This window comes from Larkinella sp. (assembly GCF_965227735.1).
Classification (GTDB): domain Bacteria; phylum Bacteroidota; class Bacteroidia; order Cytophagales; family Spirosomataceae; genus Larkinella.
Map to the genome: position 1 here is coordinate 2,616,530 of NZ_OZ245776.1, position 15,081 is coordinate 2,631,610.

General features: G+C 54.5%; 9 protein-coding genes. All 9 read left to right on the top strand.

Features of this window, described 5'->3' with window-relative positions:
• The first annotated feature begins 121 nt into the window (after positions 1–121).
• Positions 122–2,866 (top strand): DUF1553 domain-containing protein, encoded by a 2,745-nt coding sequence (locus ACO064_RS10140; protein WP_421827262.1) that lies wholly within the window; start codon positions 122–124, stop codon positions 2,864–2,866.
• Positions 2,867–2,872: 6 nt separating this feature from the next.
• Positions 2,873–4,372 carry a DUF1501 domain-containing protein gene (locus tag ACO064_RS10145; RefSeq protein ID WP_421827263.1) on the top strand — a complete coding sequence of 500 codons (1,500 nt, stop codon included), beginning with the start codon at positions 2,873–2,875 and terminating at the stop codon, positions 4,370–4,372.
• Positions 4,373–4,605: 233 nt separating this feature from the next.
• The gene (locus ACO064_RS10150) at positions 4,606–5,475 is read left to right on the top strand and encodes a sugar phosphate isomerase/epimerase family protein (protein ID WP_421827264.1); all 870 of its coding nucleotides are present in this window, start codon (positions 4,606–4,608) and stop codon (positions 5,473–5,475) included.
• Positions 5,476–5,713: 238 nt separating this feature from the next.
• Positions 5,714–6,001 (top strand): Dabb family protein, encoded by a 288-nt coding sequence (locus ACO064_RS10155; protein WP_421827265.1) that lies wholly within the window; start codon positions 5,714–5,716, stop codon positions 5,999–6,001.
• 492 nt (positions 6,002–6,493) lie between these two features.
• Positions 6,494–7,120, top strand: coding sequence for an RNA polymerase sigma factor (locus ACO064_RS10160; protein WP_421827266.1), 627 nt, complete (start codon positions 6,494–6,496; stop codon positions 7,118–7,120).
• 48 nt (positions 7,121–7,168) lie between these two features.
• The gene (locus ACO064_RS10165) at positions 7,169–8,161 is read left to right on the top strand and encodes a FecR family protein (RefSeq protein ID WP_421827267.1); all 993 of its coding nucleotides are present in this window, start codon (positions 7,169–7,171) and stop codon (positions 8,159–8,161) included.
• Positions 8,162–8,214: 53 nt separating this feature from the next.
• Positions 8,215–11,730 carry a SusC/RagA family TonB-linked outer membrane protein gene (locus tag ACO064_RS10170; RefSeq protein ID WP_421827268.1) on the top strand — a complete coding sequence of 1,172 codons (3,516 nt, stop codon included), beginning with the start codon at positions 8,215–8,217 and terminating at the stop codon, positions 11,728–11,730.
• 16 nt (positions 11,731–11,746) lie between these two features.
• Entirely contained in the window at positions 11,747–13,225 is a 1,479-nt protein-coding gene (locus ACO064_RS10175) for a RagB/SusD family nutrient uptake outer membrane protein (protein ID WP_421827269.1), read from the top strand.
• A gap of 237 nt (positions 13,226–13,462) precedes the next feature.
• Positions 13,463–14,935 (top strand): sulfatase, encoded by a 1,473-nt coding sequence (locus ACO064_RS10180; protein WP_421827270.1) that lies wholly within the window; start codon positions 13,463–13,465, stop codon positions 14,933–14,935.
• The last annotated feature ends 146 nt before the right edge of the window (positions 14,936–15,081 follow it).

Here is a 15,081-nt window from a genome sequence, read left to right on the forward strand (position 1 = left end):
TATTATCCAGTTTTAACGCGGAAAAGTGCGGAAATTTTCTAATTTTTGTAGTAGATTTCAGCACATTCCCTTTTTCAACTCTTTATAAGGAGTCGAAACCCAGAAACCTGAACCTTTACTTATGAAACCTCAACTCCTGGTGGTTGGCGGGTTGGCCGTGGTGGTTGCGCTTACGCTTTCTTCGTTCCTCGGAATCTTCGAGGATAAGGTGGATTTTAATACCCAGATTAAACCGCTGCTCAATAAAAACTGCATTGCCTGCCACGGGGGCGTCAAAAAGGCGTCGAACTATAGTTTACTCTTCAAACACGAAGCCCTCGCACCCGCCAAATCCGGGAAACTGGCCATTGTGCCGGGCGATGCCGATGCCAGCGAACTGATCCGCCGGTTGACGCTCACCGACCACGACGAACGGATGCCGCTGGAAGCGCCCCCGTTGAAACCGGAAGAAATCGAACTACTGCGGAAATGGATCGACCAGGGCGCGGAATGGGGCGATCACTGGGCGTACCAAACCGTCGAAAAACCGGACGTTCCGAAAATTGGTACGTTCTGGTCGCGACTCGGCATCGTTGAAAACGACGAACTGAACTGGGCGAAAAATGAAATCGACCATTTTGTACTGGAAAAACTCAAACCGGAAGGCCTGAAACCGTCGCCCGAAGCCGACAAAGCCACGCTGATCCGCCGGGTTTCGCTCGATCTGACCGGTTTGCCGCCGACTGAAAAAGAGGTAGCGGATTTCATGGCTGATCAGTCCCCGAATGCCTACGAAAAGGTGGTCGACCGGCTGCTGGCTTCTCCGGCCTACGGCGAACGCTGGACGGGCATGTGGCTCGATCTGGCCCGCTACGCCGACACGAAAGGCTACGAACGTGATCCGGGACGAACCATCTGGCGGTACCGCGACTGGCTCATCAAAGCCTTCAATCAGGACAAACCGTTCGACCAGTTTACCGTCGAACAGTTAGCCGGTGATTTGTTGCCAAGCCCGACGGATGATCAACTGGTTGCGACCGGTTTTCACCGCAACACGATGACCAACGACGAAGGCGGAACGCAGGACGAAGAGTTTCGGGTGGCCGCCGTGATGGACCGCGTCAATACGACCTGGGATGTCTGGCAGGGAACGACCTTTGGCTGTGTGCAATGCCATACCCACCCCTATGATCCGTTTGTCCACGAAGAATATTACAAATACCTGGCGTTTTTCAACAACGCCCGCGACGAGGATGTAACGACCGAAACCCCGACCCTGCGGTTTTATAAAAAGGACGATTCGCTGAAAGTTCAGGCGCTCCATAGCTGGCTGAAAGGGCATGTGAAACAGCCCCGGCAGGCGCAGGAGGTGATGAAGTTTGTCCGGATTACCGAACCCAAAATTAACTCGCACGATTTCGATCAGTACGTCAATGCGTCGCTAATTGATGCCAAATTTTTCGGGGTGCAGGATGGCGGTTCGGGGCGGATCAAAAACATCGACCTGACGGGCAAAAACCGTCTGATTATGCAATGGGGAACAAAGGCCAAAAACGCCGTTCTGACCCTGCACCAGGATAGCCCGACCGGCCCGGTTTTGATGAGCTCGCCGACGCCCACCGGCCGCGATACGACCATAATTTTTGCACTTCCGGCGGTTTCGGGTCGCCATGATCTTTACCTGACGCTGAGCAGCCCGGAAACGCCGAAAGATTGGGTGCAGATCAGATGGGTGTCGTTTCAACCCGCACTGCCCAATCAACCCGCGACGGCATTGGGCGAAATGGATCTGAAACTGGCGGAAATTCTGAATACCCGGCCCGAATCGACGCCCATCATGCAGGACGGAACCGGCGATCTGGCCCGGAAAACCCACATTTTTGAGCGGGGTAACTGGCTGGTGAAAGGCAAGGAGGTGAAGCCCGACGTGCCGAAATCGTTGCCGCCAATGGCGAAGGAGTTGCCCAAAAACCGCCTGGGTCTGGCCAAATGGATGGTGAGCCGCGAACATCCGCTGACGGCGCGGGTAGCCGTCAACCGGTTTTGGGAACAGTTGTTCGGAACCGGTATTGTGGAAACCGTCGAAGACGTTGGTACGCAGGGCATTCAGCCGACGCACCGCGAACTGCTGGATTGGCTCGCCGTCGATTTCATGGAAACCGATCACTGGAGCGTCAAGAAATTACTGAAGAAAATCGTGGTTTCGGCCACCTACCGCCAACATTCCGAAGTCTCGCCCGCGTTGCTGGCGAAAGATCCTTACAACAAAATGCTGGCGCGTGGTCCCCGCGTCCGGCTGGCAGCCGAGCAGGTGCGCGATCAGGCACTGGCAGTTACCGGCCTGTTGAGCAAGAAGTTATACGGCCCCAGTGTGATGCCGCCCCAGCCCGATGGCATCTGGCAATCGCCCTACAGTGGCGAATCCTGGAAGCTGAGCGAAGGCGAAGACCGCTATCGCCGGGCCTTGTATACGTACTGGAAACGAACCGCGCCCTATCCGTCGATGATTACGTTCGACAGCCCCAGCCGGGAATTCTGCCAGCTCCGGCGGTTGCGCACCAACACACCCTTGCAGGCCCTGGTGACGCTCAACGATCCGGTGTATGTGGAATCGGCCCAGCGACTGGCCGAGACGATGACTTTGCGCGGAAAAACGCCGGAACAACAGATTCAGGCCGGTTTTCGGCTGGTCATGCTGCGGGATCTGACACCAAAAAAACTGGCCGTTCTGACGAAATTGTACCGAAATACCGAAACCTATTATCGGCAACATCCGGAAGAAGCTCACCAGCTCTTGTCCTGCGAGGAAGCGACGCCCCAACTGGCAGCTCTGACCGTGACGGCCAATACGATGCTGAACCTGGACGAAGTGATTACGAAAGAATAAAATCCGATGAACAAACTCCTCAAAGAACTCCAGGAAGCGGCTTTGCAACGCGAAACCCGACGGCATTTTCTGCACACCTGCACCACCGGTCTGGGTGCGATGGCCCTGGGGTCGACCCTGACCAGTTGCGGTTTTTTCGGTGGCAAGGAAGAGAAAACTGCCCTGACTGCGACATCCGCTTCGGGTGAGCCGATGACGCCACGTCCGTCGCAGTTTTCGCCGAAAGCCAAGCGGGTGATTTACATCCACATGGCCGGGTCGCCGTCGCAACTGGAGTTGTTCGATTACAAACCCGAACTGGTGAAATACCACGGCAAAGACTGTCCGCAGGAGTTGCTTGAGGGCAAGAAATTCGCCTTTATCCGGGGCGTTCCGAAGATGCTCGGGCCGCAGGGCAAGTTTGCGCAACACGGGCAGTCGGGCGCGTGGATTTCTGATTATCTGCCGCATTTGCAAACCGTGGCCGATGAGATCACCTTCATCAAATCGATGCACACCGACCAGTTCAACCACGCCCCGGCGCAGTTGCTGATGCACACCGGCGCGGCCCGGCTGGGGCGGCCCAGCATTGGCTCGTGGGTGACCTACGGCCTGGGTTCCGAAAATGATAACTTGCCGGGATTCATCGTGCTGGCATCGGGCGGAAAACAGCCGGATGCGGGCAAATCGGTCTGGGGCAGCGGTTTTCTGCCAACGGTGTACCAGGGTGTTCAGTGCCGCACCGACGGCGACCCGGTTTTGTACGTTTCCGACCCGAAGGGCATGAACCGCGACATTCGGAAGCAAACCATCGAAGCGATCAACGACATCAACCAGCAGCAGTACGACGACGTGAAAGATCCGGAAATTCTGACCCGGATTTCACAGTACGAAATGGCGTTCAAGATGCAGATGTCGGTGCCCGATGCGATGGACATCAAGAGCGAACCCGAATACATTCTGAATGCCTACGGGGTTGACCCGAACAAAGGGTCTTTTGCCCGGAACTGTCTGTTGTCAAGACGATTGATTGAGCGTGGTGTGCGGTTTGTCCAGCTTTTCGACTGGGGCTGGGACACGCACGGAACCAGCAAGGACGGTTCGATCGAAACCGGTTTGCGGGATAAATGTACGACCTCGGATCAGGCCGTAACCGCCTTGCTGAACGATTTGAAACAGCGCGGTTTGCTCGACGAAACGCTGGTGGTCTGGGGCGGAGAATTTGGCCGCACCCCCATGCAGGAAAACCGTGACGGTCAGACGTTGCCGTTCATGGGCCGCGATCATCACCTCGATGCGTTCACCGTCTGGATGGCGGGGGGCGGGGTCAAACGCGGTTTTAGTTACGGCGAAACCGACCCGATTGGCTACTATGCCGTGAAAGATAAAGTTCACGTCCACGACCTGCAGGCCACGATTCTACACCTGCTCGGCTTCGACCATTCCAAGCTGACCTACCAGTTTCAGGGGCGTCCCTTCCGGCTGACGGATGTGGCCGGAAAGGTGGTCAAGTCGGTTTTAGCGTAATCACAAAAGGTATAGGAACGCGGATTGAACAGATCAAAACGGATTAAATCTGTGTAAATCCGTTCGATCCGTTGAATCCGCGTTCCTATCAATCTGGACTCCATACTGAAAAAATTAAATTATTTATAGGGATAAGATAGACACAAAGCCAAAACGCGGTATCATTGTGTTGAAAATACACATTAAGATTACGCCAGATACTTCAACCAATCGTCTATTTTATCGGAATCAACATGAATCGCAGAAACTTTCTCGGAACCTCCTTAGGACTCAGCGCGCTCACCGTGCTTGGCCTGAACGCCTGTTCGGCAAAAGCCAAAACCATAGGCTTGCAACTGTATACCCTCCGGGACGACATTCAGAAACAGGGAATCGAAACCGTACTGGCGGAGGTGGCCAAATTGGGATATAAAGAAGTGGAAAACTTCGGCTATGGCGGTGGAAAATTCTTCGGGAAAACTCCGGCTGAGTATCTTAAAATTTTGAAGGACAACGGTTTGTCGGCACCCAGCGGCCATACCCTGACGGCGCGTTCAACCCAAATGGGGCCGATGGACGGCCTGACTAAAAACTGGCAGCAGGTGGTGGACGATGCGGCCGCTGTGGGTCAGGAATACATCATCATTGCGTATCTGGCCGCCGACGAGCGCAAACCGGAGGACTACAAACAACTGGTCGATCTGCTATCGGCGGGGCAGGAAACGGCGAAAAAAGCCGGGCTGACGCTGGGCTACCACAACCACGATTTTGAGTTTACGGAGCGCGTGGACGGACAGATGCCGTATGAACTGATTCTGAAAAACACGACGGTGCAGATGGAAATGGATTTGTACTGGATTTCGAAAACCGGTCAGAAACCGACTGATTATTTCGCCAAATACCCCGGTCGTTTTCCGCTCTGGCACGTGAAGGACATGGCGAAAACACCGGAGCAGGAATTTGCGGAAGTAGGCACAGGTTCCATCGACTTTGCCGCTATTTTTGAAAAAGCCGGAGAAGCTGGAATGAAGCATTATTTTGTGGAGCAGGACATCTGCAAACGCCCTCCGCTGGAAAGCATCAAAATCAGCATCGACAACATTCAGAAAGCAAGCTGGGGTTGAAAACATCAACTTACCGTTCTGGTCGCGTAGCGATTGAATGTTTGTAGAAAATCGACGGGGTCAATCCCGCACTGGTCGCGTAGCGACCGAACAAAACATGAGCCGTTGTTTGATCGCTACGCGACCAGTGGACATCATAAGGCCATTTTAAGCTACAAACATTCGGTCGCTATGCGACCCAAAAAATATTCAAACCGTTTCTAAACCTTGATCGGTTCATGAATGAACCCCACTGCACATGATCCGTCATACCGTTGTCTTCAAACTCAAACATCCGGCTGGTTCGGAAGAGGAGAAGCATTTTTTGAACGAAGCCCGGAAGCTGGTCACGATTCCCGGGGTGCAACAGTTCGAATGTCTGAAACAAATCAGCCCGAAAAACCCGTACGACTTTGGTTTGTCCATGGAGTTTGCCGGTCAGGAACAATACGACGCGTACAATATCCATCCGGATCATGTCCGCTTTGTGGAGCAGTTTTGGCTGAACAACGTTGCGGAGTTCCTGGAAATCGACTATCTGATTTAATTCCTGCTCCAAAAGTACGGTTCAAAACAAAAAAAGCCCGGACGATTCGTCCGGGCGGTCGTTAATAGAGATGGTAAAATGGAACCGGTTTGTTCAGGCACTGTGCGCAAAACACGTCGTAATCTGTACAGAACCCGCAGCACATAAAGAGCCGGGGGGGCATTTCCTACTGACCGGAACTAAAAAACCGGGAACGTTTTGGATCAGGTGGGAGGAATAGGGGTCAACTCCAACGGTTTTTGAATCGGATGAGCCAGCCTATGGCGTCCGCATAGCCAGTATTTTTCCATTCCCTTCATCGAAGTATTTGCAAATTCAACGATTTATCCCAAGTTTGCAGTCAGAAGCCAGCGTCACCACACTGGCTCTGTTTTTGCAGGGTAAGCCTATTTATTACATAGAATTGATAGACTGAATGAAGAGTTATCAAACCACTTTTTTTATTCACATTTATCTTTCAAATTGCATTAAAAGAAGGTCAATCGATTGACGATGCAACATACCGACGCTGAACTCTGGGAATTGTTTCGTACGGGCCGTCCGGAAGCCTTCGAACTGTTATACCGGCGGTTCTATGCGGTTTTGTTTCGGTATGGACGAACGTTCACCCACGACGACAAACTGGTCGAGGATTGCATTCAGGATTTGTTTCTGAACCTGCACCGGTATGGCAACACCCTGAAACCCATGACCGACGGGGTTGCTTTTTATCTGCTGGCTTCATTACGGAACATGCTATTCCGCCAGTTGACCCTGCTGAACCGCCTGCGGGATGCTTACCCCCTGCCCGAAACCGGGGCGCAGGTCGAACTGTCGGTAGAAGATGCCCTGATCATCCGGCAACTGTCGGATCAGCAGATTCAGCAACTCAACCAGGCTCTGGAGCAGCTTCCCGAGCGCCAGCGCGAAGCCATTGTCCTCAAATTTTATTCCGGTCTGTCTCTTGAACAAATTGCGCAAGTGATGGGCGTCAACCACCAGTCGGCCAAAAACTTCATTCAGAAAGGGTTGCAGGCACTGCGCCAACGCATTGGCCCGGCCATTCGCATTACGCAAATTCTCTATGGAAGCCTGATTCCGATTCTGCCGTATTTTTTTAAAAAAATGTTCAAACGATAGGGTACTTTTTGCCCGGATCAGACTGTATTCCAAAAAAGCAGGAAAGCTTTGGCAACGGAATACGAATTGTTCACCCCCGACGACTGGATTTTTGATACCGCCTTCCGGCGTTGGGTGTTGCATCCATCGGCCTCGGAAGACCGGTTCTGGCAGCAATACATCGCTGCGAATCCGGCCCAGCGGGAAGCCATTGCCCACGCCCGAATCCTCATCCTGTATAGCCAGCAGCCGCCTGCCGTGCCGGCCGAACAACTCGACCGCTCGTGGCAGTCTTTGCAAAACCGTCTGCCTGAGCCGGTTGTCCGTCCGCTGTGGTCGCGCTCGTGGCTTTCGGTGGCGGCTTCCGTAGCCGTTATCCTGTTGTCTGGTCTGGCCTGGTGGCTGTACCAGAACACGCCCGAAACCTACCGGACGGCGTACGGCGAAACCCGGCAGCTTACGTTACCCGACGGAAGCCGCGTGATGCTCAACGCCAACTCCAGCCTGCGACTCGCCCGAAACTGGAAACCGGCGGCCACGCGCGAAGTCTGGCTGGAAGGCGAAGCTTTTTTCTCCGTGACCCACCAGCAAAACCACCAGAAATTTGTTGTCCACGCCCGCCAGCTCGATGTGCAGGTGCTGGGAACGGAGTTCAACGTTTTTACCCGCCCCAAAGCCGTCAAGGTGGTGCTGGAGTCGGGCAGTGTGAAACTCAGCCAGCCCGACAAAGCGCCGGATCAAGGCATTACGATGAAACCGGGCCAGTTTTTTGAAGTAAAAGCCGACGGTACCCAGCAGTGGCGAACCATCCGGCCCGAACCATATTCGGCCTGGAAGGAAAAACGGCTGGTGCTGGATCAAACCACCCTGGCCGATCTGATCGAAATCCTGCAGGACAACTACGGTTTGACCGTTCAGGTGCAACAGGAAGACCTGCTACGGCTACGGGCGTCGGGATCAATGCCGCTCACCGATGCCGACGATGTGCTCGTCCAGATTGAAAGACTTTTCTCGCTGACTATCAAACGTTCCGGAACCACCGTCACGCTCCATAAGCTCTAATTCCTAACCCTTATCGTATGAACCTAATACGCACTACTCCTAAACTCTATTTTATGGATAGAACAACTCTATTTTGTTTGGTTGTATTTGGGCTATTCATCCGGCAACCGGTCAGCGGTCAGGTGCTGGCGTGGAACCCCAACCGGCAACTGCCGGAAAAACCAGCCAGCCAGGCCCAACGGCGTCTGCTGACCTCGGTGCTGAAAGACATCGAAAACCGGTTTCAGATTTCCATTGCCTATCGGTCGGATTTGCTGGATAACCGCACCGTAGAATTCAAAACCGACCGGTTTTCGAGTGCCGAAAAGGCGTTAAAAAAAGTACTGGAAGGGCAACCGCTGCGCTATGAGAAAGTGAACGACGGTTTTTACCTGATTGCGCCCCTGTCGACCGAGAAGAAGGAGAAACCCCAAACCCCGGCTCCGGCTGCCAGCCCCGTCAACGGAAACGATCGTTCCGGCGAAGCCTCTCAACTGGGAGGAAGCGGTTTTTTCGCTCCGATCAGTCAAAAAATAGCGGCTGCACTGGTGCCAATTACCGGTCGGGTGATCGACCAGAACGGGCAAGCCATTCCGGGAGCCACCGTGCTCTACAAGGAAAATCCGAACCTGGGCACGTCCACCAACGCCGAGGGCCAGTTTAGTCTGAACCTGCCGGAAGTTCGGGGGAGTCTGGTCGTTTCCTCGATTGGTTTTCTGAGTCAGGAAATTGCGTTGGGGCAGCAAACGACTTTTACGATTACGCTGGAAGCCGATACCAAGGCGTTGCAGGAAGTGGTTGTAGTGGGCTACGGTTCGCAACGGTCGCAGGACTTGACGGGTTCGGTGGCGGTGGTGGATCAGAAAGCCATTCGCAGCCTGCCGGTTTCGACCATTGACCAGAAAATGATCGGGCAGGTGGCCGGGGTGCAGATTCAGCAGCCGTCGGGTGCGCCGGGGGGCGGAACGTCCATCAAAATCCGGGGCAGCGGTTCGCTGGGCGCGGGCAACGAGCCTTTGTATGTGGTGGACGGAATGCCGTATTCGGCGGGTATGAACCAGACGCTCAACCCGTTGCTGTTTATCAATCCAAACGACATCGAATCCGTCAGTATCCTGAAAGACGCATCTTCGACCGCCATTTACGGTTCGCGCGGGGCCAATGGCGTGATTCTGATTACGACCAAAAAAGGAAAATTCGACCGGACCGAAGTCAGTGTGTCGTCCATGCGCGGGGTGCAACAGGTTCCGCAAAAAGGCCGCCCCGAAATGCTGAACGAACGCGAGTTTGCGGAATTGCAGCGGGATAAAATCGGTATTGTGGTTCGGCAACGCGAACGACGGGCGGCAACGATCGACGACTATCCGCAGGAATACCGCAACCTCGACAACCTGACCGGCGACGGCACCGACTGGTACGGTTTGCTGCTTCGGCCAGCCGCCATCGAAGACCACAACGTCAGCATTCAGAAAGGCTCCAAAGAGTCCCGGCTGAGTTTTAGCATGGGCTATTTCAAACAGGACGGGGTTCTGAAACACACGGGTGTGGAGCGATATAGCAGCAAACTGGGCATCGAATCCAACCTCGGCAAACACGTCAAGGTCAGTGCGATTCTCCAGCCTACGTTCATTACCCAGAAACGAACCAACACCAATTCCAGCCGGGAGGATATTCTGGGCGTCAGTCTGTGGGCCAATCCGTTGCGGACGCCGTATGATCAGAATGGCAACCTGATTCCGTACATCGTTTCTCCGCAGAGCAAATACCATTCGGCCTGGAGCTTTGCCAATCCGCTGTTTACGTTGCAGGAAACCATCCAGACCGAGAAGGATTTCCAGAACCTTGGATCGGCTTTTGTGGAATGGGAAATCATTCCGGGTCTGAAGGCGAAAACATCGCTGAACACCATCTGGTCGACGGCCAAATACCAGCAGTATATTCCGGCCACGGTCGGCGCTTCCAACACGCCCCCGACGGTGGGAACCGGTCGGTCGAACAACAGCCGCAGCGAGCGGTTCGACTGGCTGATCGAAAACACGCTGACCTACGACAAGACGATTGGCAACCACCGCTTCGATGCGCTGTTGGGCTACACGACCCAGAAAAGCACGTCGACGGGCGTTAACCTCACGGCCAATCCATATACGAACGATCTGATTCAGACCATCAATGCCGCGCAGACCATCAGCGCCTGGGGCGAAACCGTCAACCAGTGGGCCATGATTTCGTACCTGGGCCGCATGAACTATGCCTTCAAAGACCGGTATTTGCTGACGGCCACTTTCCGGTCCGACGGTTCGTCGCGGTTTGGAAGCCGGAATCGCTACGCCCTGTTTCCGTCGGTCGCGGCCGCCTGGCGGGTTTCGGAAGAGGATTTTCTGAAAGGCAACCGCATCATCAACGACCTGAAACTGCGGGCAAGCTATGGACGAAGCGGCAACAACAACATCGGTAATTATTCCCACCTGGCGTCGATCAACGCCGAATCGTATGTCTTCGGAACGACGCAGGTGACGGCTTCCAGCGTGGGCCTGTCCAACCCGTACCTGAGCTGGGAAGTTTCGAACCAGGTGGACGTTGGCGCGGATTTTGAATTCCTGCAAAACCGCCTGTCGCTCTCGCTGGATTATTACTACCGGAAAAGCACGAACATGCTGCTCAACGACGTGATTCCGGCCATCACCGGCTACAACGCGCAGACGGTGAACAAGGGAAATGTGCGGAATACCGGGGTCGAAATTGCGCTGGGCGGCACTCCGGTTTCGGGCGCTTTCAACTGGGATGTCAACCTGAACATGGCCTTTAACCGCAACAAGGTGCTTTCGCTCAACGACAACGGCGACCGGATTCTGGCGGGCAGCAACGACAATAATCCCACGCACGTTTCGGTGGTTGGCAAACCCATCAGTCAGTTCTTCGGGTATATTTTCGACGGCTTGTATACGGCCGCCGACATTGCCAATCCGGCCATTATTAAAACTCCGCAGGTCTACGAAGGTAACGTCAAGTACAAGGATGTGAACGGCGATGGCGTGATTACCGATCTGCTGGATTATACAATGATCGGCAGCCCGCACCCCAAGTTCATCTTTGGCGTTACGAACCGGTTTTCCTACAACCGCTTCGATCTGAACGTCATCGTGAGCGGGCAGTATGGCGGGCAGGTCATGAACGGCTTGCGGCAGACCGTCGACAACCTCCAGGGCTTTTTCAACGTCAGCAAGGAGTGGACGGCCCGCTGGCGAAACGCTGATACGCCGGGCGACGGCCAACACTACGGTATTCCCATTCTGACACCCAGTCTGGGCCACCGGGTTTCGAGTCTGTGGGTCGAGGATGCGAGCTACCTCCGGATTGGCAACCTGACGCTGGGGTATTCGCTGCCCGATAGCTGGGTGAAGAAAACCGGGTTTGTCAACAACTGCCGGTTTTACCTGACCAGCCAGAATCTGGCGACGTTCACCCGCTACAAAGGGGCCAATCCCGAAGGGCAGTCGGTGACGGTCAACAACACGCTGGCTCCCGGCTTCGACATGTCGTCGTATCCGCTGTCCCGGACAACCTCCATCGGCATCAACCTGACATTCTAAAAACCAGACCAATCGTATGAAAAAGATAGTTTATGTGCTGGGCCTGTTTTTCCTGTCGGCCTGCTCCAACGATTTTCTGGAAATTTATCCGGAAACCGCCCTCAGTGAAGGGACTTTTTACAAATCAGAAACGGAATACATTCTGTTGGCCAACGGCTGTTATGTTCCGATGCAGACGTACGAAAAAGTTGAACACTGGGTGATGGCCGAACTCATTTCCGACAACGGCAGCTTCCAGTACAGCACCGTAACGGGCGAAGCGTCGAAGGGCGTTATCGACCAGTTTATTCTGGCCTCCAACAACGTCGCCTACGCCAACTTCTGGAATTTTTCGTACAACGGCATCACCCGCTGCAACAAACTGCTGGCCGAAATCGACCGGACGGGCGTAACCTGGTCGAAGGAGTCGTTTAAAAAGCGCTGCGCCGGAGAGGCCCAGTTTCTGCGGGCGCTGTATTACTTCAACCTGGTGCGGCAATTCGGGGGCGTTCCGCTGGTGCTGACCCCCATCGAATCGCGGGAAGCCGTCGGCATCAAACGGTCGACGGAAGAACAGGTGTACGAGAACATCATCAGCGATCTGAAAGCCGCCGTCGAGAATTTCAATGGGGCTACCGACGTCAAGGAAAACGGACGCGCCAACGAGGGAGCGGCCCTGGCGTTGCTGGGAAAAGTGTATCTGACCCAGCGCAAATATGCCGAAGCTGCTGCGGCCCTGAAAACCGTGATCGAGTCTGGCAAATATAGTTTGCTGCCCAATTACGCGGACGTTTTCAATCCGTCGAGCAAAGATTTTAAGGAGACGATTTTTGCGGTTCAGTATTCCGAAAACAGCGCGGCATTGTCCAACCGGTTTCTCTTCTGGTTTGCCCCCTGGACCTCGGCAGGAGCCATTACCGGGCGACCCAGCATCAGCCTGGTCGGCGGGGGCTGGAACCAACCCACCGACGATCTGATCAATGCGTTCGAAGCGGGGGACAAACGCAAGGAGGTGTCGATCAAATTCTGGAATGGCGCGGACTGGGACGGCGTCGTGCGGCCCATTCCGTATTGCGCCAAGTACAAGGCCCCGCTTTCGTCGCCCGTCGACCGGAGCAGCGACAACATGCCGGTGTTGCGGTATTCGGACGTGTTGCTACTGTATGCCGAAGCGTTGAATCAGCAGGGCAATACGGCCGAAGCAATTCCGTATGTGCAGCAGGTTCGGAACCGGGCCGGGTTGACGCAGTCGCTGGCGGGTTCCAGCAAAACCGCCCTGGAAACGCTGATTGCCAAAGAACGTCAGGTCGAGTTCTGTTTTGAAAACCAGCGCTGGTACGATTTGAAACGGACGGGTAAAGCAGTGGAAGTGATGACGGCACACGGCCAGCGCGAGAAAGCGAAGAAGTCGTTTCTTTACAATACCGCCTACGAAGTGACACCGACCAAACTGCTGGCTCCGATTCCGGAAGAGCAGGTACTGGTCAATAAAATCAACCAGAATCCGGGGTATTAATCGCTGATCGGGATTTGCAATCCCGATCCCATCTGTCGCGAATCGCCGGGCGACCCCGTTGCAATTCGCAGTCCGTTCACAGGAATAAGCATAAACCGTTCATTAGATACAAAACTGCCAATCTTGATTCCTTCTGTCACGAATCGCAGAGCGACCCCATTGCCATTCGTATCTTTCGCGTAGGAAAAAAAGTAGGTATGACATCAACATCAGGTCAAAAGCATGTTAACTAAAAGAATGAAAAGAACCCTGCAATTCCTTGGTTTCCTTCTGGTTGGCGCAAGCCTGCTCTACTGCACGACCCGGCCGAAAACCGCCGTGAAAACCGAAAAACCCAATGTGATCTTCATCTTTTCGGATCAGTGGCGGGCGGATGCCGTGGGCTACGCGGGCAATCCGGATGTGAAAACGCCCTATGCCGACCAACTGGCGAAGGAAAGCGTCAACTTCAAAACCGCCATTGCCACCATGCCCGTCTGCACACCCTACCGGGCGACCTTGCTGACGGGGCAGTATCCGCTCAAACACGGCGTTTTTTACAACGACAAACCGCTGCCGAACGAAGCCCTGACGATGGCCGAAATCTTCAAGGACAATGGCTACCAGACCGGCTACATCGGCAAATGGCACATCAATGGACACAAAAACGGCGAACACCCGTTTAGCGCCCGCGACAAGCCGATTACCCGTGACCGGCGGCAGGGGTTCGATTACTGGAAAGTCCGGGAAGTGTCGCACGATTACAACGACTCGTTTTATTTCGATGAGAACGATCAGAAGCACCAGTGGCCGGGCTACGACGCGTTTCCGCAGACCGACAGTGCCATCGGGTTTATCAAGCAAGCCAAAGAGAAGCCGTTTTTGCTGGTGTTGTCCTGGGGGCCGCCCCACAATCCGTACCACACGGCTCCCGAAAAATACCGGGTCATGTATGATCCGAAGACGCTGAAGATCCGGCCCAATGTGCCGAAAGCCATGCAGGACAGCGCCCGGCGGATTTATGCAGACTACTACGCCCACTGCACCGCCCTGGACGATGCGCTCGGAAAACTGCTCAAAACCCTGGACGAGCAGGGCATTGCCGACAACACAATTCTGGTCTGGACCTCCGACCACGGCGACATGCTGCTGACCCAGGGTGTTTTGCGGAAACAACGCCCCTGGGACGAATCCATCCGGGTGCCGATGCTGGTGCGGTATCCGGCCCAATTTGGAAAGAAAAGCATTGAGGTTACCAAACCAATCAACACGCCGGATATTCTGCCGACGCTACTGGGCATGGCGGGGTTGAAGATCCCCTCAACCATCGACGGCAAGGACGTTTCGAAGGGCATTCTGAACCCGGCGGTTTACCCCGTCGATGCCGCGCTGGTGGTGTTGCCGGTTCCGTTTCACGAATACAATTTCCAGAACGGGGGGCGCGAATACCGGGCCGTTCGCACCGAGCGGTATACCTACGCCCGGCGGCTGGCCGGTCCCTGGCTGTTGTATGACAACCAGACCGATCCGTATCAGTTGAATAATCTGGTGAATAAACCCGAATACGCTGCGTTGCAAAAGCAGTTGAATACCGTGCTGGATCAGAAACTGAAGGAAACCAACGATCAATTTTTGCCCGCCGACGAGTATATGAAGCGCTATAACTACACCTACGATAACAAGGATAGTTTGCGACCGCCGTCGTATTATGCAGAAATTCGTCCCAAGTAAAGGTCTTAAGTCCTTAGGACTTTCTGCCCCTAAATCCCCTAAAGGACGGTCGGCCGCTGCCGGACTTGGACACCGCTTAAACCGGATGCTAAAAGTCCGACAGCGGCCGACCGTCCCCTTTAGGGGATTTAGGGGCAGAAAGCGAA

Coding starts and splice junctions, on each gene's coding strand:
- ACO064_RS10140 (WP_421827262.1), top strand. CDS start 122: ATGAAACCTCAACTCCTGGTGGTTGGCGGGTTGGCCGTGGTGGTTGCG.
- ACO064_RS10170 (WP_421827268.1), top strand. CDS start 8,215: ATGGATAGAACAACTCTATTTTGTTTGGTTGTATTTGGGCTATTCATC.
- ACO064_RS10175 (WP_421827269.1), top strand. CDS start 11,747: ATGAAAAAGATAGTTTATGTGCTGGGCCTGTTTTTCCTGTCGGCCTGC.
- ACO064_RS10155 (WP_421827265.1), top strand. CDS start 5,714: ATGATCCGTCATACCGTTGTCTTCAAACTCAAACATCCGGCTGGTTCG.
- ACO064_RS10160 (WP_421827266.1), top strand. CDS start 6,494: ATGCAACATACCGACGCTGAACTCTGGGAATTGTTTCGTACGGGCCGT.
- ACO064_RS10180 (WP_421827270.1), top strand. CDS start 13,463: ATGAAAAGAACCCTGCAATTCCTTGGTTTCCTTCTGGTTGGCGCAAGC.
- ACO064_RS10145 (WP_421827263.1), top strand. CDS start 2,873: ATGAACAAACTCCTCAAAGAACTCCAGGAAGCGGCTTTGCAACGCGAA.
- ACO064_RS10150 (WP_421827264.1), top strand. CDS start 4,606: ATGAATCGCAGAAACTTTCTCGGAACCTCCTTAGGACTCAGCGCGCTC.